Origin of the sequence: Blastococcus colisei, from assembly GCF_006717095.1 — a bacterium.
In the GTDB taxonomy this organism is placed as follows: domain Bacteria; phylum Actinomycetota; class Actinomycetes; order Mycobacteriales; family Geodermatophilaceae; genus Blastococcus_B; species Blastococcus_B colisei.
In genome coordinates, this window is sequence record NZ_VFQE01000003.1 from 12,571 (window position 1) to 34,649 (window position 22,079).

Sequence of the window (22,079 nt, forward strand, 5' to 3'; positions counted from 1 at the left end):
GAGGCCGTGCGACGGGCGCGATCTGCGAGTCACCCCACCGGCTCGTCGTCCACCTGGACGTCGAAGTTGGCGGTGTCGCCCTCGACCGAGGTCACGGTGACCGTCACCCCGTACTCCTCGGTGTCGCCGTCCACGGTGAGCGTGCAGCGGGCTTCCGCGCCCACCTCGGCCTCGAGGTCATCGGGGCAGGAGATGTCCGGACGGGCACCGACCTCCGCCTCGAGCGCGTCCTCGGCCCCCTCTGCGACATCGTCGGCGGCGAGGGATCCGGCGCCGCACGCGGCGAGGCCGACGGTGAGGAACGGAGCGGCGACCAGCAGGCGCAGACGACGGCGGGACACGGGGACTCCTCGGGGTCGGGCTGGGAGCCGCTGACCCTAGCGGCGCGCGACCGGCCGCCGTACCGGTTCGCGCGCGCCGCTCAGGCGGGCCCGTCCAGCAGGCGGGCCACCTCCGGCGGCAGGTCGCCGCCCAGCGGCCGGGCGCCGACGAGGCGGCCGGCGACCTGCGGGGGCACACCGGTCGACCCGAGGACCTCCAGCGCCTGGACGTCGGGGAGGGCATCGAACCACCGCCGGCCCAGAGCCGCCCGCCCGGCCGCGGTCGGCCGGCCCCAGAGCCTCAGCCGAGCCATGCCGCCGTCGGGGAAGACGTCGAGCCGGACCCGGTCGACCCCTGCCGCCCCGTCGACGACGAAGCGGTGGCGGGCGTCGGGCTGGAGGCGGGTGCGCGGGAGCAGGGCGACCTCACCGCCGGGGCCGGCGCCGGTGAGCGACGCCGTGCCCGGGGCGTTGTGCAGGAAGTAGCTGGTGTCGAGCTCGGCGAGGGTGACGACGCCCTCGCAGGCGAGGCTCACCTCGACCCAGTCGTAGCCGGAGTCGCGCCGCCGGGAGGTCTCCCAGCCCTCCCCCATCGTGCGGGCGAGGCCGGGAGCCAGCAGCTGCTGCGGACGGCCGTAGAACTCGTTGCTCACGCCGGTGACGACCGCGCCGTTCTCCAGCGCGGCCAGATCGAGCGGGCCGGCGTCGACGAGCCGGGGGTCGGGCACCGCACGCCCGTGCACCCGGAGCCGGGCGACCCCGCCGTCGGGGTGGATGTTGAGCCGTACGTGGGTGACCCGCCGGCCGGAGAACACCGGGAAGATGCTCGAGCTGTTGCCGGCCAGGTCCGACAGCGGCAGCAGCGGTTGCCAGTCGGCCTTGAGCACCTCGTCGACCGAGCAGTGCCCCTCGATCGCCGCACCGTCGACGGAGGCGCGCGGCGGGTAGTTGCCGGTGAAGAACGTGGTGTCGACGACGACGCCCGCGACGATCCCCGGCGTACCGAGCCGGACGACGGCCCAGTCGTGGCCCGGCGTCCGACGGCGGCGGGTCTCCCAGCCGTCGTAGACCTTGCCCTTGTGGCCGAAGCCCGTCCGCGCGACCGGGGCCTCGGGCAGGATCAGGTTCTCCCGCTCGGCGAACGACTCGTCGTTCGCCGCCACCACCGCCCCGCCCAGCGCGCGGCTCGCGAGGTCGAGCAGACGGGTGAAGTCGCTCATGGGGCTCCTCGGGAGAACGACGGTGACCTCACTGTGGCACGTCGGCGCGGCTCAGCAGCCGCCCGATCGGAGCGCCTTCGGCGAGCTGACCCCGCAGCCACGTCCGCCGGACGACGCCGTGCAGCTCGCGGTCCGCGTACGGCGTGACCGCGTGACGGTGCTCCAGCCGGCCGACCCGCCACCGTTCCTCCGGGGCGAACGCCACCAGGTCGGCGTCCCTGCCCACCGCGATCGCCCCCTTGGCCGGCAGTCCGGCCAGGCGGGCCGGCGCCTCGGCCATCCACCGCACCACCCGGTCCAGGCCGATGCCGCGCGCCCGGGCCCCGCTCCAGACCACGGGAAGAGCCAGCTGGAGCGAGGCGATGCCACCCCAGGCCTCGCCGAAGTCCCCGGCGTCGAGACGCTTGAGCTCCGGGGTGCACGGCGAGTGGTCGCTGACGACCATGTCGATCAGGGGCCGGTCGTCGTCGGCCAGCGCCGCCCACAGCGCCTCGCGGTGCCACACCTCCCGGATCGGCGGGCAGCACTTGAACGGCGTCGCCCCGTCGGGCACGTCCTCGGCGGCGAAGGTCAGGTAGTGCGGGCAGGTCTCGACCGTGATCCGCACGCCCTCGGCCCGGGCCGCGCGCAGGATCGGCAGCGCGTCGGCGTCGGCCAGGTGGACGACGTGGGTGCGCGTCCCGGTGTGGCGTGCCGCGGCGATCAGCGCCTCGATCGCGGACTCCTCCGCGGCCTCCGGCCGGGATGCCAGGAACCCGGCATAGCTGCGCCCCCTCGGCGGTGGGGCCGCGGCGATCACCTCGGCGTCCTCGGCGTGCGCGATCAGCAGACCGTCGAAGGCGGTCAGCTCGGTCATCGCGGCCCGGAGGCCGGCGTCGTCCAGAGGCGGGAACTCGGGGACGCCGGAGTCGAGGAGGAAGCACTTGAACCCGACGACGCCGGCCTCGTGCAGGGGACGCAGCTGGTCGAGGTTGCCGGGTACGGCGCCTCCCCAGAAGGCGACGTCGGCGCTGACCTGGCCCTCTGCGGCTCGGCGTTTCACGTGCAACGACTCCACCGTGGTCGTCGCCGGGACGGAGTTGAGGGGCATGTCGACGATCGTGGTGACCCCGCCGGCGATGGCCGCCCGCGTCGCGGAGGCGAAGCCCTCCCAGTCGGTGCGCCCCGGTTCGTTGACGTGCACGTGACTGTCCACCAGGCCGGGGAGCAGCACCTCGTCGTCGGCCAGGGTCACCGCACCGGAGGGCACGTCGCCGAAATCGGTGACGGCGGCTATCCGGCCGTCGGCGACGTGCACGGCGGCGGCGCGCTCACCGTCCGGCAGCACCACCCGGCGGGCCCGCACGACGAGGCTCACCGGGGCACCGGCGCTGCGGTGTCCGGAACCGGGTTTCCGGCCGCCTGCGCGACCCCGGCGGTGTCGTCCCCGATGTGCACAGAGGATGCATAGGCCGCGAGGCCGTCGAAGGCAACTCGCTGACCGCCCCGCGCGATGCACAGGAGGTGCCGTGGGCATGCCGAAGGGGCCCCAGCACGGATGCTGGGGCCCCTTCGGGAATGGTTGTCCGGCGGCGTCCTACTCTCCCACCCCGTCTCCAGGGCAGTACCATCGGCGCTGAGAGGCTTAGCTTCCGGGTTCGGAATGTTGCCGGGCGTTTCCCTCTCGCCATGGCCGCCGTAACTCTGTGAACATGTACGAACCGTCTGGTTCGTGCGTTCAGAACCGCACAGTGGACGCGAAGCATTCTTCGAATAGTTGACTCTGACCAGGGTTCTGCACCCACCGCCGGTGGGTGTGTGTGGTCAAGCCCTCGGCCTGTTAGTACCGGTCAGCTGCACACCTCGCGGTGCTTCCACTTCCGGCCTATCAACCCGCTGGTCTGGGCGGGGGCCTTACCCGGTTGACCCGGTGAGAGACCTCATCTTGAAGCGAGCTTCCCGCTTAGATGCTTTCAGCGGTTATCCCTGCCGAACGTAGCCAACCAGCAGTGCACCTGGCGGTACAACTGGCACACCAGAGGTTCGTCCGTCCCGGTCCTCTCGTACTAGGGACAGCTCTTCTCAAGTCTCTTACGCGCACGGCGGATAGGGACCGAACTGTCTCACGACGTTCTAAACCCAGCTCGCGTACCGCTTTAATGGGCGAACAGCCCAACCCTTGGGACCTACTCCAGCCCCAGGATGCGACGAGCCGACATCGAGGTGCCAAACCATCCCGTCGATATGGACTCTTGGGGAAGATCAGCCTGTTATCCCCGGGGTACCTTTTATCCGTTGAGCGACACCGCTTCCACATGCCGGTGCCGGGTCACTAGTCCCAGCTTTCGCTCCTGCTCGACCCGTCGGTCTCACAGTCAAGCTCCCTTGTGCACTTGCACTCGACACCTGATTGCCAACCAGGCTGAGGGAACCTTTGGGCGCCTCCGTTACATTTTGGGAGGCAACCGCCCCAGTTAAACTACCCACCTGACACTGTCCCTGATCCGGATCACGGACCGAGGTTAGACATCCAATTCGACCAGAGTGGTATTTCAACGGCGACTCCACGAACACTGGCGTGCCCGCTTCACAGTCTCCCACCTATCCTACACAAGCCGAACCGAACACCAATATCAAGCTATAGTAAAGGTCCCGGGGTCTTTCCGTCCTGCCGCGCGTAACGAGCATCTTTACTCGTAGTGCAATTTCGCCGAGCCTGTGGTTGAGACAGCTGAGAAGTCGTTACGCCATTCGTGCAGGTCGGAACTTACCCGACAAGGAATTTCGCTACCTTAGGATGGTTATAGTTACCACCGCCGTTTACTGGCGCTTGAGTTCTGAGCTTCGCGCCCGAAGGCACTAACCCGTCCCCTTAACGTTCCAGCACCGGGCAGGCGTCAGTCCGTATACATCGTCTTACGACTTCGCACGGACCTGTGTTTTTAGTAAACAGTCGCTTCTCACTGGTCTCTGCGGCCCCCCACCGCTGCCCCGCGCAAGGCGGTTCACAGTTTGGGGCCCCCCTTCTCCCGAAGTTACGGGGGCATTTTGCCGAGTTCCTTAACCACAGTTCGCTCGATCGCCTCGGTATTCTCTACCTGACCACCTGAGTTGGTTTGGGGTACGGGCCGCTCGGAACTCGCTAGAGGCTTTTCTCGGCAGCATAGGACCATCCAATTCGCCTCATTCGGCTATGCGTCAGGCCTCACCCTGTGTGCGGAACGGATTTACCTATTCCGCGGGCCACACCCTTGCCCCGGTACTACCACTCACCGGTAGGACTACCTTCCTGCGTCACCCCATCGCTTGCCTACTACCAGTCCGGGTCCCGCGCTAGTCCCCGCCACCGATCCTCGAAAGAACCAGTCACGGGTGTTCGGGCGGTTAGCATCGCTGGGTTCAGCATGGGCGTTCCTTCGCGGGTACGGGAATATCAACCCGTTGTCCATCGACTACGCCTGTCGGCCTCGCCTTAGGTCCCGACTCACCCTGGGCGGATTAGCCTGGCCCAGGAACCCTTGGTCTTCCGGCGGGGGAGGTTCTCACTCCCCTCTCGCTACTCATGCCTGCATTCTCACTCGCGTGGCGTCCACGGCTGGATCACTCCGCCGCTTCGACCGCCACACGACGCTCCCCTACCCATCCACACACCTGGCCGGCTCCTGAAAGGGAACCGACGGGCTGCCATCCGAGGACGGCGCGTGAATGCCACGGCTTCGGCGGTGTGCTTGAGCCCCGCTACATTGTCGGCGCGGAATCACTTGACCAGTGAGCTATTACGCACTCTTTCAAGGGTGGCTGCTTCTAAGCCAACCTCCTGGTTGTCTCTGCGACTCCACATCCTTTTCCACTTAGCACACGCTTAGGGGCCTTAGCCGATGATCTGGGCTGTTTCCCTCTCGACTACGAACCTTATCGCCCGCAGTCTCACTGCCACGCTCTCACTTACCGGCATTCGGAGTTTGGTTGACGTCAGTAACCTTGTGGGGCCCCTCAGCCATCCAGTGCTCTACCTCCGGCAAGAAACACGTGACGCTGCACCTAAATGCATTTCGGGGAGAACCAGCTATCACCGAGTTTGATTGGCCTTTCACCCCTACCCACAGCTCATCCCCCAGGTTTTCAACCCTGGTGGGTTCGGTCCTCCACGCGGTCTTACCCGCGCTTCAACCTGGCCATGGGTAGATCACTCGGCTTCGGGTCTAGGGCACGCGACTGACTCGCCCTGTTCGGACTCGCTTTCGCTACGGCTACCCCACACGGGTTAACCTCGCCACGTACCACTAACTCGCAGGCTCATTCTTCAAAAGGCACGCAATCACCCCGCACCCGAAGGTGCTAAGGCTCTCACGGCTTGTAGGCACACGGTTTCAGGTACTATTTCACTCCCCTCCCGGGGTACTTTTCACCTTTCCCTCACGGTACTTGTCCGCTATCGGTCACCAGGGAGTATTCAGGCTTAGCGGGTGGTCCCGCCAGATTCACACCGAATTTCACGGGCTCGGTGCTACTTGGGAAACACGTCCGGGAGACAACGCGTTTTCGTGTACGGGGCTCTCACCCTCTACGGCGACCCCTTCCAGAGGCCTTCCACTAACGACGCTGTTTTCTTACTCCCCGCCGGATCGGCAGATCCGACTGGACGGTCCCACGACCCCGACCACACAACGCCTGCCGGCTATCACATGCAATCGGTTTAGCCTCATCCGCTTTCGCTCGCCACTACTCACGGAATCACGGTTGTTTTCTCTTCCTGTGGGTACTGAGATGTTTCACTTCCCCACGTTCCCTCCACACGCCCTATGTGTTCAAGCGCGGGTCACACCACATGACTGGTGCGGGGTTCCCCCATTCGGAAATCCTCGGATCAACGCTCGGTTGACAGCTCCCCGAGGCTTATCGCAGCCTCCTACGTCCTTCATCGGCTCCTGGTGCCAAGGCATCCACCGTGCGCCCTTAACAACTTGGCCACACAAAATCCCACCCATCCACGCCGGAAAGACATCGATGAGCGGGCCTACAAGAACTCTGCTAATCAGAGTCAAAAAGATGCTCGCGTCCACTGTGCAGTTCTCAACGTACGACCAGACACCCCCCACATGTCCCCGCCAGACCCACCACCCCACAGGGCGACAGCGGTACGAGAAGCAGGAAGGCCCCGACACGAGATCGCAGCACCCGGTTCCCCGGATGGCCCGCTCCCTCAGGACCCAACAGCGTGCCTACGAACCGACCACCCACACCCACCCCGTTCCCCACCCCGCGAACGGGGCCGTACTAGGAGCAGCCGCAGCTGCCGGCCGAACTGGTCAGCGTTCCACCCTCGAGCACCACCCCACACGCTCGCCGACCACTCCAGACGAGCGGCCGATCACGGTGCGGGCGCGGCTCTGCACCACACCCAGCAAGGGGTGCGGTGAAGTGCTCCTTAGAAAGGAGGTGATCCAGCCGCACCTTCCGGTACGGCTACCTTGTTACGACTTCGTCCCAATCGCCGATCCCGCCTTCGACGGCTCCCTCCACAAGGGTTGGGCCACCGGCTTCGGGCGTTACCGACTTTCGTGACGTGACGGGCGGTGTGTACAAGGCCCGGGAACGTATTCACCGCAGCGTTGCTGATCTGCGATTACTAGCGACTCCAACTTCATGGGGTCGAGTTGCAGACCCCAATCCGAACTGAGACCGGCTTTTTGGGATTCGCTCCACCTCACGGTATCGCAGCCCTTTGTACCGGCCATTGTAGCATGTTTGCAGCCCTAGACATAAGGGGCATGATGATTTGACGTCATCCCCACCTTCCTCCGAGTTGACCCCGGCAGTCTCCTATGAGTCCCCACCATCACGTGCTGGCAACATAGGACGAGGGTTGCGCTCGTTGCGGGACTTAACCCAACATCTCACGACACGAGCTGACGACAACCATGCACCACCTGTGCACGGCCCTTACGGACCCCCCATCTCTGGGAGATTTCCGTGCATGTCAAGCCTAGGTAAGGTTCTTCGCGTTGCATCGAATTAAGCAACATGCTCCGCCGCTTGTGCGGGCCCCCGTCAATTCCTTTGAGTTTTAGCCTTGCGGCCGTACTCCCCAGGCGGGGCGCTTAATGCGTTAGCTGCGGCACGGAACTCGTGGAATGAGCCCCACACCTAGCGCCCAACGTTTACGGCGTGGACTACCAGGGTATCTAATCCTGTTCGCTCCCCACGCTTTCGCTCCTCAGCGTCAGTTGTTGCCCAGAGACCCGCCTTCGCCACCGGTGTTCCTCCTGATATCTGCGCATTTCACCGCTACACCAGGAATTCCAGTCTCCCCTGCAACACTCTAGTTTGCTCGTATCGACTGCAGACCCGAGGTTGAGCCTCGGGATTTCACAGCCGACGCAACAAACCGCCTACGAGCTCTTTACGCCCAATAATTCCGGACAACGCTTGCACCCTACGTATTACCGCGGCTGCTGGCACGTAGTTGGCCGGTGCTTCTTCTGCAGGTACCGTCACTTGCGCTTCGTCCCTGCTGAAAGAGGTTTACAACCCGAAGGCCGTCATCCCCCACGCGGCGTCGCTGCGTCAGGCTTCCGCCCATTGCGCAATATTCCCCACTGCTGCCTCCCGTAGGAGTCTGGGCCGTGTCTCAGTCCCAGTGTGGCCGGTCACCCTCTCAGGCCGGCTACCCGTCGTCGCCTTGGTAGGCCACTACCCCACCAACAAGCTGATAGGCCGCGGGCCCATCCCCAGCCGATAAATCTTTCCACCACCAGACCATGCGGTCAGCAGTCATATCCGGTATTAGCCCCAATTTCTTGGAGTTATCCCAGAGCCGGGGGCAGGTTGCCCACGTGTTACTCACCCGTTCGCCGCTAGCACACCACCCCGAAAGGTGGGGCTCGCTCGACTTGCATGTGTTAAGCACGCCGCCAGCGTTCGTCCTGAGCCAGGATCAAACTCTCCGTAGATGAATTCGATACCGGCTGAGAACCGAGAGCTAGCACTCTCGATATCAATCAACCAAAGGAATCCCAAACCAGAACCCGAAGGGCCCCGGCACGGGGTATTACTTGGCACTGACTTTCGGCACGCTGTTGAGTTCTCAAAGAGCGGACGCGCAACAACTCCACCCTCACGGGCTTCATCACTGGCTGGATGTCCAACACTACGCCGGTTTCCAGCGGCCCCGCACCGGGGGGCTGGCCCGGCGGACCTTCCGGTCCGCGCGGCGCATGGAGAACGGTACACGACCTCCGAGGGGGTCTGCACGGGGGTCCGGGAAGGCCCCGGTCACGCTCCTTCAGGCCACGCCCGACGGCCGGAACTGGACGCTCACCCGCGGGCCCACCGGCTTCGTGGTCTTCGGGATGCAGTGCTCCCACGTGCGCTGGCAGGAGCCGCCCATGACGACCAGGTCGCCGTGCCCGAGCGGAAACCGCAGGCTTCGCCCGCCGCTCGCCGGACGGAGCATCAGGGGCCGCGGGGACCCGAACGACACGATGGCGACCATCGTGTCGGCGGAGCGACCCCGGCCGAGGCGGTCGCCGTGCCAGGCGACGCTGTCCCGGCCGTCCCGGTACAGACACATGCCGGCGCTCACGAATCTGTCCGCCGATTCGACCTCGTAGTAGCGGTTCAGCGCCTCGCGCGCATCGGTGAGCAGGGGATGCGGCAGCGTCTCCCTGCCGCCGTACCACCGCAGGAGGCGAGGCACGGCGACCTCGCGCTCGTACATCTGCCGGCGGTCCTCACGCCAGCCGATGTCCCCGAGCAGGACCTCGAGCACTTCGTCGGAGCCGGCCACCCAGCCCGGGAGGTGGTCCACCCACGCGCCGTCGCTCAGCTCGTGCCGGGTCACGTGGCCGTCCAGGGGACCGAGCGAAGCCTCCTCGTCCTGGTCCCACATGGACGGCTGATGCGCGAGCGTCATGGGAGCACGCTACTCCGCCTTTTCGCACAGGTGTGCGAAAAGCTGTGGACGGCGCCCGTCGGTCCGGCAGCCCGCCCGGGGCGTGCGAGGGACGAGCAGGACGGAGTTCTCCCTCAGGCGGTGAGAGCGAGGGCGAACGGCAGGACAGCGGCTGCGCCGGCCCGGCGCAGTTCGCGACCGGCCACGGTCATCGTCCAGCGGGAGTCGGCCAGGTCGTCCACGAGCAGGATCGGCGCCGAGCCTGCCTTCGCCAGGCGGTCCCGAAGGTCGGGCCCGACCACGACGCGGTCCCACACCGCAGCCAAGCGGAAGGCGCTGTTGCCACCGGGCTGACCGGTCGGCCCACCGTGCTGCAGCGTCATCTCCCCTAGATAGGGCAGTCGCCCGAGACGCGCCAGGCCCTGCGCCAGGCCGGTCACGAGCTGCGGCCGCCGCCGGGACGGGATGGCCACCACGGCGCCAGGGCGTTCCTTCCAATCCCAGGAGGCCAGCACGCGCGCGCACGCGCGGATGAGCTCGTCGTCCGGGGGCAGGTCGGACACCGACCGCCGCACCGGGACGTCGAAGGCGGCGTCCGGGTCCTCTTCGATGCTGGGCGCCTCGAGGTCGACGACGCCGCCGAGGCCGTCGTCCCCGAGCAGGGTGCGCAGCCGCTGTCCCCAGCCGAGGTCGGTGAGCCGGGCGACCGCCCGGCCGGGCTCGATCTGGTCGGACGGCGCGATCTTGCCCTTCACGTCGACCCCGAGCCGATCCGCGCCGGTCGGCCACTGCGCGCGGGGCGCCAGCTCCACACCCGGCCGGTCGAGCGCCGCCGACGCCGCCTCCGCGGCAGCCTCGGGCACGTCGGCGGAGTACCAGGGGCCGGCGCAGACGTCACAGCGTCCGCAGGGCGCGGCGGTCGGGTCGTCGAGGGCCTCCTGGAGGAAGGCCATCCGGCACATCGCCTCGTCCACCGGTCGGGCGTAGGCGATCATCGAGCGCTGCTCGGCCTCACGCGTGCGCGTGACCCGGGCATACCGGTCGGCGTCGTAGACCCACGGCTGACCGGTCGAGCGCCAGCCACCCTGGACCCGCTCCACCGCGCCGTCCACGGCCAGCACCTTGAGCAGCAGCTCCAGCCTCGATCGACGGACGTCGGCCACCGTCTCCAGCCGCGCCACCGACCACGCCTTGCCGTCGGCCATCGCGGTGAGCACCGCGGCGGCGTGGTCCTCCCGGGGCATGGACGACGTCGCGAACCACTGCCAGATCGCCAGGTCCTCGGGCCCAGGAAGAAGCAGCACGTCGGCGTGCTCGACGGCGCGGCCGGCCCGGCCGACCTGCTGGTAGTAGCTGACCGGCGACGACGGCGCCCCCAGGTGGACGACGAAGCCGAGGTCGGGCTTGTCGAAGCCCATCCCCAGCGCCGAGGTGGCCACGAGCGCCTTGACCTCGTTGTTCCGCAGCGCCTCCTCGGCGTCCTTGCGGTCGGCGTCGTCGAGGCGACCGGTGTAGGCACGCACCTCATGGCCGGCGTCGCGCAGCAGGTTCGCCGTCTCCTCGGCCGCCGCCACGGTGAGCGTGTAGACGATGCCGCTGCCCGGGAGGTCGCCGATGTGGGCCGCGAGCCAGGCGAGCCGGGCGCGGTCGGACGGCAGCCGGAGGACGCCGAGCCGAAGCGAGTCGCGGGACAGCGGCCCGCGGACCGTCGTCACCTCGACCCCGCCGGCGCCCAACTGCTCGGCGACGTCGTCGACCACCCGCTCGTTGGCCGTCGCGGTGGTGGCGAGCACCGGCGTCCCGCCGGGGAGGGTGGCGAGCAGGTCGCGGATGCGGCGGTAGTCGGGGCGGAAGTCGTGCCCCCAGTCGGAGACGCAGTGCGCCTCGTCGACGACCACCAGGCCGCACCGCGCGACCAGGCCGGGCAGCTGCTCCTCGCGGAAGCGCGGGTTGGTCAGCCGCTCCGGGGAGACGAGGAGGACGTCGACGTCGTCGGCGGCGAGGCGGGCGGCGATGTCGTCCCACTCGGTCATGTTGGCGCTGGAGATCTCGACGGCGCGGATCCCGGCGCGGGCGGCGGCCGTCACCTGGTCGCGCATCAGCGCGAGCAGCGGGCTCACCAGCAGCGTCGGCCCCTTCCCCCGGCGCCGGAGCAGGGCGGTGGAGACGAAGTAGACCGCCGACTTCCCCCATCCGGTGCGCTGGACGACCAGCGCGCGCTGCGAGCGCTCCACCAGGGCGGAGACCGCGGCGTCCTGGCCGTCGCGGAAGACGGCGTCGGGCCGGCCGGTGAGCTCCCGGAGGACACCGAGGGCCTCGGTCGCGAGATCGGAGGTCGGCGCAGCGGTGCTCATGCCGACGACAGTAAGCAGTCGGGACGACGGAACCGGCCGCCCGGCGGAAGAGTGGCGCGGAGCGCTCCTGCTCCCCAGCGGAGCTGTGATGTGGACGACGGAGGAGAATCCACAGCGATGCGATCCCCGGACGACCTGCCGCCTGACAACCACGTGCACACCCACTGGTCCTGGGACACCGCCGACTCCTCGACCATGCGCCGGGCCTGCGAGCGGGCCGTCCAGCTGGGGCTGCCGGCGATCGCGTTCACCGAGCACCTGGACTTCACCGTCTGGGATCCCGACGACCGCGCCACCGACGAGGGCCTCGTCGAACGGCACGCGTCCCGGCACGCCGAGATCGACGTGGCCGGCTACTTCGCCGAGCTGGCCGAGGTCCGTGACCGGTTCCCCGAGCTGCGCATCTGGTCGGGCGTCGAGACCGGCGAGCCGCACCTGTTCGCGACCAGCGTGGCCGCCTACCTGCGCGACGCGCCGGTCGACCGGGTGCTGGGCTCGCTGCACTCCCTGGCCCAGGACGGTCGCCTCTACGGCGTCGGCCACCTCCTGTGGGACGACGCCGAGGGGACCATGCGCCGCTACCTCGGCGAACTGGTGGACATGATCGAGAGCAGCGACGTCTTCCAGGTGCTGGCGCACGTCGACTTCCCGCGCCGCTACTGGCCGGGAGGCACGCACCGGTACGTGGAGAAGACGTACGAGGAGGAGTACCGCGCGGTGTTCCGGGCGCTCGCCGCCACCGGCCGGGCGCTGGAGGTCAACACGAGCAGCCCGCTGGCCTCGGTCGACCAGGTGCGCTGGTTCCACGAGGAGGGCGGCGAGGCGGTCAGCTTCGGCAGCGACGCCCACCAGCCGACCGCCGTCGGCCGGCACTTCGAGCTCGCCGTCGACGTGGTGGAGGCCGCGGGCTTCCGGCCCGGTCGCGACCGCTTCGACTTCTGGCGGCGCTGAGGGACCGATGCCCCGAATAGGTACTTCACCGCTAAGGGATCTGCCGCTAGGGTCCATGGGGTGACGTCGCGCCGCGTGGTGATCGCCCTGGGCGGCAACGCCATGACCGGTCCCGACGGCTCGGCGACCCCGCAGGCCCAGCGGGACGCGATCCGGAAGGCCGCCGGGCACATCGCCGACGTCGTCGCGACCGGCGTCGAGGTCGTCCTCACCCATGGCAACGGTCCGCAGGTCGGCAACCTGCTCGTCAAGAACGAGATGGCCGCCCACGTCGTCCCACCCGTGCCACTGGACTGGAACGTCGCGCAGACCCAGGCGACCATCGCGTTCACGCTCGCCGACGAGCTGGACGCCGCGCTCGCGGCCCGGAACCTGCCGCAGCGCACGGCCGGCCTGGTCACCCGCACCCTCGTCGACGTCGACGACCCGGGCTTCGGCGAGCCGTCGAAGCCGGTCGGGCGGTTCCTCCCGCGCGAGGAGGCGGAACGGTTCGTCGCGCACGGCCAGATCTGGGAGGACCGCGGCGAGAAGGGGTGGCGCCGGATGGTGGCCTCCCCCGAACCGAGGTCGGTCGTCGACTCCCCCGCGATCCACGCCCTGACCGCGGGCGGATTCGTCGTCGTCTGCGCCGGGGGCGGCGGCATCCCCGTGACCGACGACGGCCGGGACGGCGCGGGGCTGCGCGGGGTCGAGGCCGTGATCGACAAGGACCTCACCGCCGCGATCCTGGGCCGCGAGCTGGACGCCGACACCCTCGTCATCGCGACCGACGTCCCGAACGTGATGGTCGATTTCGGGACGCCGTCCCAGCGGCCGCTCGGCCGGGTGACCGTCGACGAGCTGCGCGAGCACGCCGCCGCCGGGCAGTTCGCCCGCGGCAGCATGGGCCCCAAGGTGGAGGCTGCCCTGCGCTTCGTCGAGGGTGGCGGCGCCCATGACGGACGACGCAGAGCCGTCATCACGTCCCTGGAACACATCGCCGACGCCGTCAGTGGCGACGACGCCGGCACCGTCCTGACCGTCTGATCCACCTCCGCCCGCCCCACCCCTAGAAGGAGAGCCCGTGCCCGCACCGATCGAGGTCCGCAAGGTCCCGCTGCACAACGTCAGTGACGCCTCCGAGCTGGCCACGCTCATCGACGACGGCGTCATGGAGGCCGACCGCGTGGTCGCCGTCATCGGCAAGACCGAGGGCAACGGCGGGATCAACGACTACACCCGGATCATCGCCGACCGCGCCTTCCGCGAGGTGCTCATGGAGAAGGGCACCCGGTCGGCCGACGAGGTCAAGCAGATCCCGATCGTGTGGTCCGGCGGCACCGACGGCGTCATCAGCCCGCACGCCACGATCTTCGCCACCCTCCCCGAGGACGCCGTCGAGCAGACCGACGAGCCCCGGCTGACCGTCGGCTACGCGATGAGCGACGTCCTGCTGCCCGAGGACATCGGCCGGCTCGCCATGGTCGAGAAGGTGGCCGAGGGCGTGAAGCGGGCCATGGAGGCGGCCGGCATCACCGACCCCGCCGACGTGCACTACGTGCAGACCAAGACGCCGCTGCTGACGATCGACACGATCCGGGACGCCCGCGAGCGCGGGAAGACGACGTACATGCAGGAGCCGCACGGCTCGATGGACCTCTCCAACGGCACGACCGCACTGGGCATCGCCGTGGCGCTCGGCGAGATCGAGATGCCGACGCAGGAGCAGGTCATGCACGACCTGTCGCTGTACTCCTCGGTCGCCTCCTGCTCCTCGGGCGTGGAGCTGGACCGGGCGCAGATCGTCGTCGTCGGCAACGCCCGCGGGCACGGCGGCAACTACCGCGTCGGCCACTCGGTCATGGAGGACGCCCTCGACCAGGACGGCATCTGGGCGGCGATCCGCGACGCCGGCCTCGAGCTGCCCCAGCGGCCGCACCACACCGACCTCGGCGACCGCCTGGTCAACGTCTTCCTCAAGTGCGAGGCCTCGCCGGACGGCAAGGTCCGCGGACGGCGCAACGCCATGCTCGACGACTCCGACGTCTCCTGGCACCGCCAGATCAAGGCGTGCGTCGGTGGCGTGACGGCGTCGGTGACCGGCGACCCGGCCGTGTTCGTCTCCGTGGCCGCGGTGCACCAGGGCCCCTCGGGCGGCGGCCCGGTGGCCGCCATCGTCAAGGCGTAACCGGCGCGGAGCACGACGTCGGGGAAGTAGCGGTCCGGACGGCGTCCTGGGCCCACTGCTTCCCCGACGTCGTCTCGGGAGTCGGGAGAAGCGATCACCGGCGCGCCTCATGCTGCGTAGCCGGACGAGACCTACCGTGCTTCGAGAGGTCGGTGCGCATCCCGCGCCGCGGCACGGTGAGGGGGAGTTCGGTCGTGCGCTGGTCAGCATCGCGGGACGCCGCCCCGAGCACACCGGCCGCAGTCACGCCCGCTGCCGGGCCCGCCCTCCCGCAGCCCCGGACCGGTTCGCGTCCGCGCCGCCAGGAGCGCGACGTCAGCCTCGAGGTCGCCGCTCAGCAGGCCGGTGTCCTGGCGCAGGCCAGCCGCGAGGTGTCCGACACCTCGCGCGAGGCCGCCGCCTCCCTGTCCGAGCTGCGGGCGGCGATCGGCGAGATCTCCGCGAGCACGGCCCGCGCGTCGGCCGTGGCCGAGGAGGCCGTCCGCGACGCCCAGGCCGTCGACGCCCGGATCGCCGCCCTGCAGCAGGCGAGCGAAGCGATCACCGATCTCGTCCAGCTCATCACCGCGATCAGCCAGCAGAGCCGGATCCTCGCCCTCAACGCCTTCGTCGAGGCGGCCCGCGCCGGCGAGGTCGGCCGGGGCTTCGCCGTCGTCGCGCAGGAGGTCAAGCAGCTGGCCGGCCGCAGCGCGCAGGCCGCCGAGGACATCGGCGCGCAGGTGGCCGCGGTCCAGCAGGAGACCGGCCACGCCGTCGACGTCATCGCACGCATCGGCGGCACCCTCGGGTCCATCGCCGAGGCACAGGACTCCATCGCCGCCGCCGTCGAGCAGCAGCGGGTCGCGGCCGATCGCGTCGTCGACAACGTGGACCGCGCCGCCAGCGGGTCCGCCCGCATCACCGACGCGGTGGCTCAGCTCGCCGAGAGCCAGCGGGTCGCCTACGTCCGCCGGGCTCTCGGCGTCGCTCAGCAACTGCTCGACCAGGCGGGCGGCATGGAACTCGGCACCGAGCGCCGCACGGTGACGGTGCGCGACCAGATCACCTCCCGCGCCCACCCGGCCGAGCTGGCCGACGTGCTGCTCGGCGGCGTGCCCCTGGAGCGGGTCGAGGACCCGCGCCGGCCCGCTGCCCTGGTCGACGCGGTCGTGGCCCAGATCGGCGGCAGCTGCACGCTCTTCCAGCGGCTCGACGACGCGGGCAGCATGGTGCGCGCGGCCACGACCGTCGTCACGCCGGCGGGCAAGCGCAACGTGGGCAGCTACATCGCCCGGACGAGCGCCGACGGCACCCCCAGCCCGGTGCTGGCCGCCGTCCACGCCGGCGAGACGTACACCGGCGCCGCGACGGTCGCGGACCGGCCGTACTTCACCGCGTACGCCCCGGTGCACTCGGCCACCGGTGAGCTCATCGGCGTGCTCTACGTGGGCATCCCGCTGGACTCGATGCCGGCCTGAGCCGGACTCAGGAGCCGCAGCGGTAGAGCAGGAAGGCGACGTCGTCGTCCGGCGCGTCTCCCACCAGCTCCCGCCGCAGTGCCTCCGCCAGGTCGACCGGAGGGAGGGCGCGGCCGGCGACGAGCGCAGCGGCGGCCCGGGCCATCCCGTCGTCCAGCGCTGCCCCGCGCTGCTCGACCAGACCGTCGGTGTAGAGGAGCAGGGTCGACCCGGGCGGCAGGGCGACGTCCGCCTGCGGGCGGTCCAGCTCGGCGACCACGGCGAGCGGCAGCGAATCCGCCGCAGCGAGGAACCGCGCGGCACCATCGGCGTCCACGACGATCCCGGGGACGTGACCGGCGCTGCTGTAGCGGAGGATGCGGGCGGCGGGGTCGATGACGGCGCAGAAGACGGTGCTCACCGATGCACCGGGGGTGAGCGAGGCGAACCGGTCCAGCGCCATGAGCACGTGGGCGGGCGACCGGCTCTCCAGCAGCAGGGCCCGGCCGGCGCTGCGCAGCTGCCCCATCACCGCGGCGGCGGACAGCCCCGTACCGACGACATCGCCGACCACCACCCCGTACCGCCCCTCCGGCAGGTCGATGACGTCGTACCAGTCACCGCCGACCTCAAGGGTGCCGGTCGCCGGTTCGTAGTGGACGGCGAATCCGTCGGGCAGCACGGTCGGCCCGAGAACGGCGCGCTGGAGGGTGACAGCGACCTCGGTGAGGAACTGGGCCCGGGCGCGGTCGAGCTCGGCCTGGTCAGCGGCGCGTCGCCGCTCCGTCTCGACGGCACGTGCGTCGGCCACGGCGGCGGCCACCTGCCCGGCAGCCAGGGCCAGGAAGGCCTGGTACTCCTCGTCGAGCCGCAGGTGCGGGCTGGTGCCCAGCACCAGGGCACCGACCGGCGCGCTCTGCCCGGCGACGACGAGCGGGAGCACGACGGCGGTGTGGACGTCGGACTCACCGGCAGGGCTGGCCCCGAGACTGGAGAGCCCGGGCAGCAGGCCATCGAGCCCGGTGACGGTCCGGAACTGCCCCGTGGCCATGACCTTCTGCACCAGTTCGGGGATGAGGCTGTCCGCCACGTCGTCCGCGAGCGCGATGCCGTGCGCGGCGACCGGGCGGGCCTCGTCGCTCCCCTCGCCCAGGTAGACCAGCCCGAACGGGCAGTCCGTGCGGGCATCGGCAAGGACCCGGAGGGCGGCGGCGGCGGCCTCGGGCCCACTTCCGTGCACCGACCGCGGCAGGCTGCCCAGCTTCTGCAGGACGGCCATCCGGCGCGCAGCCAGGACCCGGTGCGTCGTCTCCGCGACGGTGTCGAGGAGACCCGCGACGCGCCCACCCGGCTCGACGACCGGGCTGAACGAGAACGAGAAGTAGGTCTCTTCGACGAAGCCGTACCGGGTCATCACCAGCTGCAGGTCCTCCGAGTACGTCGCCCGGCCGGCCATCACCTCGGACACCATGGGTTGCAGGTCGGCCCAGATGTCCGCCCAGACCATCGGCGCCGACCTGCCCAGCGCGTACGGGTGCCTCGCGCCCAGCATGGGGGCGTAGCTGTCGTTGTAGACCATCACCAGCTCCGGACCCCACATGAGCAAGGTCGGGAATCGGGAGTTCAGGCAGGTGCTGACCGCGCTGCGCAGCGTGGGTGACCACTCGAGCTCGGGACCCAGGGGCGTCGCGGCCCAGTCGTGGTCGAGGACCATCTCCTGCAGCGGGGTTCGAGGAGTTCCCGGAACCAGTTCGGCCAGTCGCCCGTCCAGCTCGGCACCCCCGCCCGACGTTCGAGCCTGGTCGCCCCACGGCGCCGGCCACGTCTGTCGTGCCCATGATCCCACCCGGCTCCCGAGGGGGCTCGTCCGCCTCTACCGCGGGTTCAGCAGCCGTGGCGTTCGGTCACCGACAGGTACTCCGGAGGGACGGCGGCGACGAGCCCGCGGCCTCGTCGGTGCGGGCCAGCAGCTCGTCCCGCGGCTGCGCGACCGGGATCTCGTTGCCGGGCACGTCGAACCGGCGCAACGCCTCGGGGTCCGGGTCGTCGGTGAAACCCACGTGCCACATGCCCGGCGAGTCCGGTCGGTTCCGGTGGTCTCCGACAACCGGTGTCAGCGGGAGTAGTACTCCACGACCAGCTGCTCCTGGCAGATCACCGGGACCTCGTCGCGGCCCGGCGTCCGCTCGACCCGAGCCACCAGATCGGCCAGCCGGACCTCGAGGTAGGCCGGGGCCTCGGCGTGCGCGCCGGACGCCGCCACGAGGAACGGCTCCTTGTGCTTGGACTTCTCGGCGACCTCGATGAAGTCGCCGGGCTCGAGGCGGTAGGAGGGGCGGTCGACCCGCTTGCCGTTGACCAGCACGTGCTGGTGGCTGACGAACTGCCGGGCCTGGTAGATGGTCCGGGCGAAGCCGGCGCGCAGGACGGTGGCGTCCAGCCGCGACTCGAGGTCCTGGATCAGCGCCTCGCCGGTCTTGCCGCCCGACCGCTTCGCCCGGTCGAACGCCGCCCGCAGTTGGGTCTCGCTGATGTCGTACTGCGCCCGCAGCCGCTGCTTCTCCTTGAGCCGCGTGGAGTAGTCGCTGTCCTTGCGGCGCTTGCGCCCGTGCTCGCCCGGCGGGTACGGCCGGCGCTCGAAGTACTGCACGCACTTCGGCGTCAGCGGGATGCCCAGCGCGCGACTGAGCCGGACCTTGGGGCGGGGTGTGTTCACGGGGACCTCCGAGTTTGGTTAGGCTCACCTTACAACCCGTCCCCGAGCTCTCCGAGGTGGTCCATGACAGCCGGTTCGCCTTCCTCGTCCGCGACCACCGAGCACCAGCCGCCGGTGGCCGAGCGGGCCCGCACCGTGGCCGCCCGTCCCGCGGCCTCCCTGTACTGCGCGGGGCTCGGCATCAGCCAGCTCTGGGCTGCGACCACCACTCGCGGCGGCGACGTGCTGCTCGTCGTCCCCACGTCGGGCGAGGTCATGGCCGCCCTCGCCCGCTCCCCGCTCGGGGACGTCCCGGCCCGGCTCACGGTCATCGACCGTGCCCCGCTGCCGCTCCGCCACCCGGTGCGCGGGCTGGTGCAGCTGTCCGGCTGGATCACGCCGGTCCCCGCAGACGACGTCCCGCGACTGGTCCTCGACTTCGCTGACGCCTACCCCTGCGACAGCCTGTTCGACGTCGGGCTGAGCGCCACGCTCGCGCGGCTGGACCTGGCAGACGTCGTGCTCGAGGAGGCGGGGATCTCGAGCGACGTCGAGCCCGAGGACTTCCTCGGCGCCCACCCGGACCCGGTCAGCGCCGTGGAGATGGACCTCATGGGCGCCGAGGGCCGCGCGCTGGCCCGGCTGTGCGGCCGGGTGCAGCGGTGGGCCGGCCGGCACGACGACGTCCGGTTGCTGGGCCTGGACCGCTTCGGCGTCCGGTTCCGGGTGCAGAGCCGGAGCGGCTGCTACGACCTGCGGGTGCCCTTCGCCTCACCGCTGGACGGTCCGGCGGGATTCGCCGCTGCCGTGGAGCACCTGCTCACCTGCGGCCCCGCCTAGGACCGGACGGGGCGCGGGTCAGGCGGGGTGGGTGCCGCTCGCCCAGACATGACTCGTCCGCGCGATCGCCGTGACCACGCCCCGTTCGGCATCGTCCCGGGTCCGTACACCAGCACCATTCCCGGCGTGAGGCGCACGCCGCCGGCGGAGCCGGGTGCAGATGTGCGAACTCGCCCTCGGAGGGAACGAGGAACTCCCTCGACCGGCTGCGCGCCGTCCGGACGCCGGGCTGAGCCCTGGACCGGCGTCGTCCCGGCCGACGGGTGCCGGGCCGACCGACCTCCTCAGCGCTCGTCGGGCGCCCGACCCGCATGGTCGACCAGCTGGGACACGCTGCCCGGCTTCCCGTGCATGCGCGCGCACGAGGCACAGCAGAAGAACGTGCCGTCCGCCTCGACGCCGTGCCCGACCACCTTGACGCCGCAGCGCTCGCAAACCGGGGCCAACGCGTGGATCGCGCACTCGAAACTGTCGAAGACGTGCACCGCTCCCATGGCGTGCACCTCGAAACTGAGCCGGTAATCGTTGCCGCAGACCTCGCAGCTGGCCATGGCGTCCCCTCCGCTCGGCGTCGCGACCGGGCGCGGTCACGGCGTTCGCGGACTACCCGGCAGCGCGAGCAGGTAAGGGTGGCTGAGCGAAGGAGCACCGGTCACCTGCGGCCCGGCCTGAACTGCACGCCAACTGTCGCTCACGTTCTGTCGCGCACCTGCCGATGAGAGGGCAGGCCCATTCACGACAGGAGGTGCGCGATGGCCGTGGGCACGTCCTTCCCCGAGGTCCTCGCTGCCGCCCGAACGGGTGCGGCCTGGGCGTTCGAGGTGCTCTACCGCGACCTCGCACCGTCGGTGACGGGCTATCTCCGGCTGCACGGGGCACAGGAACCGGACGACCTGGCCAGCGAGACGTTCATCGGCCTGTTCACCGGCCTGTCGTCGTTCGAGGGGGACGAGGGCGCATTGCGCGCCTGGGTCTTCACGATCGCGCATCGCCGGCTGGTCGACGACTGGCGGCGGCGCAGCCGCCGTCCCGCACCGACCGGGTCCGACGTCGACCTGCTGGGTGTGATCGCCGGCGGCGACGTGGAGGACGACGCCCTGGCCGCGCTGAGCTCGAGCGCCGTCCGAGAACTGTGCGCGGGTCTTCCCGACGACCAGCGGACCGTCGTCCTCATGCGCATCGTCGCGGACCTGAGCCTGGAGCAGGTCTCCGCGGCGATGGGCCGCTCGGTGGCCGCGGTGAAGGCCCTGCAACGCCGAGCCCTGCTCACCCTTCGGAGCGAGCTCGACCGAACCGGCGCGCCCCTGTGAGCGGCACCGGCGATGTCGGGGGTGAGATGACCACCAGCCAGCTCGACGACGCCTTCGAGGCCTACCTGGCGGGACGACTCGTCCCCGCCGAGGCGGCGCCGCTCGCACTGTTCGCCGACTCGGTCCGGGAGATGTCCGCCCGGCCGGGACGGCCGTCGGCAGGGCTCGCCGAACTGCTGGTCACCGGTCTTCTCACCGGTTCTGTCGACGGATCGACGGAACCGGCCCCCACTGCCCGGGGAGCGGCTGCCACCGCGCTCCCGGGGCGATCGAGAAGGAGATCCCGCATGTTCACCGTCCTCGCTGCCGGCCTCGCCAAGTTCGCCTCCGCCGGAGCCGTCGCCCACGCGACCGCCGGCGTCGGTGTCGCCCTCGCCGGCGTCACCTCGGCCGGCGCCGCCGGCGTCCTGCCCGCTCCCATCCAGGACGGCGTCGCCACGACCATCGAGGCCGTGACGCCGTTCGAGCTGCCGGACTCCGCCGACGACCGGGCGTCCCTGCCCGAGCAGGCCGGGGTGCCGGAGACCGGCGCGCCCGACGAGCTGCCCGGCCCCGCCGACATCCCCGCCGGACCGGACTTCGGCACCTCGGTGAGCGACGACGCCCAGGACGGCGGTGTCGACGGCGGGCAGGTCAGCTCCGACGCCCGCGCCACCCACCAGCCCGAGCAGCCCTCCGCGACCACTGCCGTGCCGGAGCGCCCCGCGGCTCCCGCACCTGCCGGCGAGGGTCCGGCCCGCGCACCGAAGGCCCCGGCCTCCGCTCCGCAGGCCCCGGCACCGGCTCCGGCCCCGGCGGCCGAGGCTCCGGCCGGCGGTCAGGCCCAGGGCGGCACCGGCCGTCCCTGACGTACGCGACGAGATCGGTGATGTGGTCGCCACGAGCGAGTCGTGGCGGCCATTTCGCCGATGGA

The 22,079-nt window shown here is 70.1% G+C and carries 16 protein-coding genes and 3 rRNA genes; 7 read left to right on the forward strand and 12 right to left on the reverse strand.

Features of this window, described 5'->3' with window-relative positions:
• Positions 1-29: 29 nt before the first annotated feature.
• The 8 genes from FHU33_RS24110 to FHU33_RS24145 all read right to left on the reverse strand — a co-directional run bounded on the left by FHU33_RS24110 (position 30) and on the right by FHU33_RS24145 (position 11,767).
• Entirely contained in the window at positions 30-341 is a 312-nt protein-coding gene (locus tag FHU33_RS24110) for a DUF4333 domain-containing protein (RefSeq protein ID WP_211355355.1), read from the reverse strand.
• 80 nt (positions 342-421) lie between these two features.
• Complete coding sequence (gene alc, locus FHU33_RS24115) at positions 422-1,540, reverse strand: allantoicase (protein ID WP_142028155.1); 1,119 nt, start codon at positions 1,538-1,540, stop codon at positions 422-424.
• A 28-nt stretch (positions 1,541-1,568) separates the two neighbouring features.
• Positions 1,569-2,897, reverse strand: coding sequence for an allantoinase AllB (allB, locus tag FHU33_RS24120; protein ID WP_142028156.1), 1,329 nt, complete (start codon positions 2,895-2,897; stop codon positions 1,569-1,571).
• Between the two features lie 206 nt (positions 2,898-3,103).
• Positions 3,104-3,220 (reverse strand): 5S ribosomal RNA (gene rrf / locus FHU33_RS24125).
• Between the two features lie 119 nt (positions 3,221-3,339).
• Positions 3,340-6,489: ribosomal RNA gene (locus FHU33_RS24130) — 23S ribosomal RNA — on the reverse strand.
• A 462-nt stretch (positions 6,490-6,951) separates the two neighbouring features.
• Positions 6,952-8,472 (reverse strand): 16S ribosomal RNA (locus tag FHU33_RS24135).
• The 16S, 23S and 5S rRNA genes sit together here, the layout of an rRNA operon.
• Positions 8,473-8,804: 332 nt before the next feature.
• Positions 8,805-9,434, reverse strand: coding sequence for an alpha-ketoglutarate-dependent dioxygenase AlkB (locus FHU33_RS24140; RefSeq protein WP_142028157.1), 630 nt, complete (start codon positions 9,432-9,434; stop codon positions 8,805-8,807).
• A gap of 113 nt (positions 9,435-9,547) precedes the next feature.
• On the reverse strand, positions 9,548-11,767 hold the full coding sequence (locus FHU33_RS24145; RefSeq protein ID WP_142028158.1) for a RecQ family ATP-dependent DNA helicase: 2,220 nt from the start codon (positions 11,765-11,767) through the stop codon (positions 9,548-9,550).
• Between the two features lie 117 nt (positions 11,768-11,884).
• Between FHU33_RS24145 and FHU33_RS24150 the strand changes: the two genes are divergently transcribed.
• From FHU33_RS24150 to FHU33_RS24165, 4 genes are all read left to right on the forward strand, one after another.
• Positions 11,885-12,718, forward strand: coding sequence for a histidinol-phosphatase HisJ family protein (locus FHU33_RS24150; protein WP_142028159.1), 834 nt, complete (start codon positions 11,885-11,887; stop codon positions 12,716-12,718).
• 60 nt (positions 12,719-12,778) lie between these two features.
• On the forward strand, positions 12,779-13,744 hold the full coding sequence (locus tag FHU33_RS24155) for a carbamate kinase (RefSeq protein ID WP_142028160.1): 966 nt from the start codon (positions 12,779-12,781) through the stop codon (positions 13,742-13,744).
• 37 nt (positions 13,745-13,781) lie between these two features.
• The gene (bar, locus tag FHU33_RS24160; protein ID WP_142028161.1) at positions 13,782-14,885 is read left to right on the forward strand and encodes a barbiturase; all 1,104 of its coding nucleotides are present in this window, start codon (positions 13,782-13,784) and stop codon (positions 14,883-14,885) included.
• A 194-nt stretch (positions 14,886-15,079) separates the two neighbouring features.
• Positions 15,080-16,342 carry a Cache 3/Cache 2 fusion domain-containing protein gene (locus tag FHU33_RS24165; protein ID WP_142028162.1) on the forward strand — a complete coding sequence of 421 codons (1,263 nt, stop codon included), beginning with the start codon at positions 15,080-15,082 and terminating at the stop codon, positions 16,340-16,342.
• Between the two features lie 7 nt (positions 16,343-16,349).
• On the opposite strand, the gene FHU33_RS25580 is transcribed toward FHU33_RS24165, so the two are convergent.
• The 3 genes from FHU33_RS25580 to rpsD form a co-directional block, all read right to left on the reverse strand.
• A complete protein-coding gene (locus FHU33_RS25580; protein ID WP_211355357.1) occupies positions 16,350-18,035 on the reverse strand; it encodes a PP2C family protein-serine/threonine phosphatase in 1,686 nt (561 codons plus the stop codon).
• Positions 18,036-18,225: 190 nt separating this feature from the next.
• Entirely contained in the window at positions 18,226-18,390 is a 165-nt protein-coding gene (locus FHU33_RS25245; RefSeq protein ID WP_170182698.1) for a hypothetical protein, read from the reverse strand.
• A 44-nt stretch (positions 18,391-18,434) separates the two neighbouring features.
• Positions 18,435-19,037 (reverse strand): 30S ribosomal protein S4, encoded by a 603-nt coding sequence (rpsD, locus tag FHU33_RS24175; protein ID WP_142028163.1) that lies wholly within the window; start codon positions 19,035-19,037, stop codon positions 18,435-18,437.
• 63 nt (positions 19,038-19,100) lie between these two features.
• Between rpsD and FHU33_RS24180 the strand changes: the two genes are divergently transcribed.
• A complete protein-coding gene (locus FHU33_RS24180; protein ID WP_142028164.1) occupies positions 19,101-19,856 on the forward strand; it encodes a DUF2470 domain-containing protein in 756 nt (251 codons plus the stop codon).
• 284 nt (positions 19,857-20,140) lie between these two features.
• Here the strand turns inward: FHU33_RS24180 and FHU33_RS24185 are convergent, their stop codons facing one another.
• Positions 20,141-20,407, reverse strand: coding sequence for a hypothetical protein (locus FHU33_RS24185; protein WP_142028165.1), 267 nt, complete (start codon positions 20,405-20,407; stop codon positions 20,141-20,143).
• Between the two features lie 201 nt (positions 20,408-20,608).
• On the opposite strand from FHU33_RS24185, the gene FHU33_RS24190 reads away from it, so the two are divergent.
• A complete protein-coding gene (locus tag FHU33_RS24190; RefSeq protein WP_142028166.1) occupies positions 20,609-21,166 on the forward strand; it encodes an RNA polymerase sigma factor in 558 nt (185 codons plus the stop codon).
• Positions 21,167-21,192: 26 nt separating this feature from the next.
• Entirely contained in the window at positions 21,193-22,014 is an 822-nt protein-coding gene (locus FHU33_RS24195; RefSeq protein WP_142028167.1) for a hypothetical protein, read from the forward strand.
• The last annotated feature ends 65 nt before the right edge of the window (positions 22,015-22,079 follow it).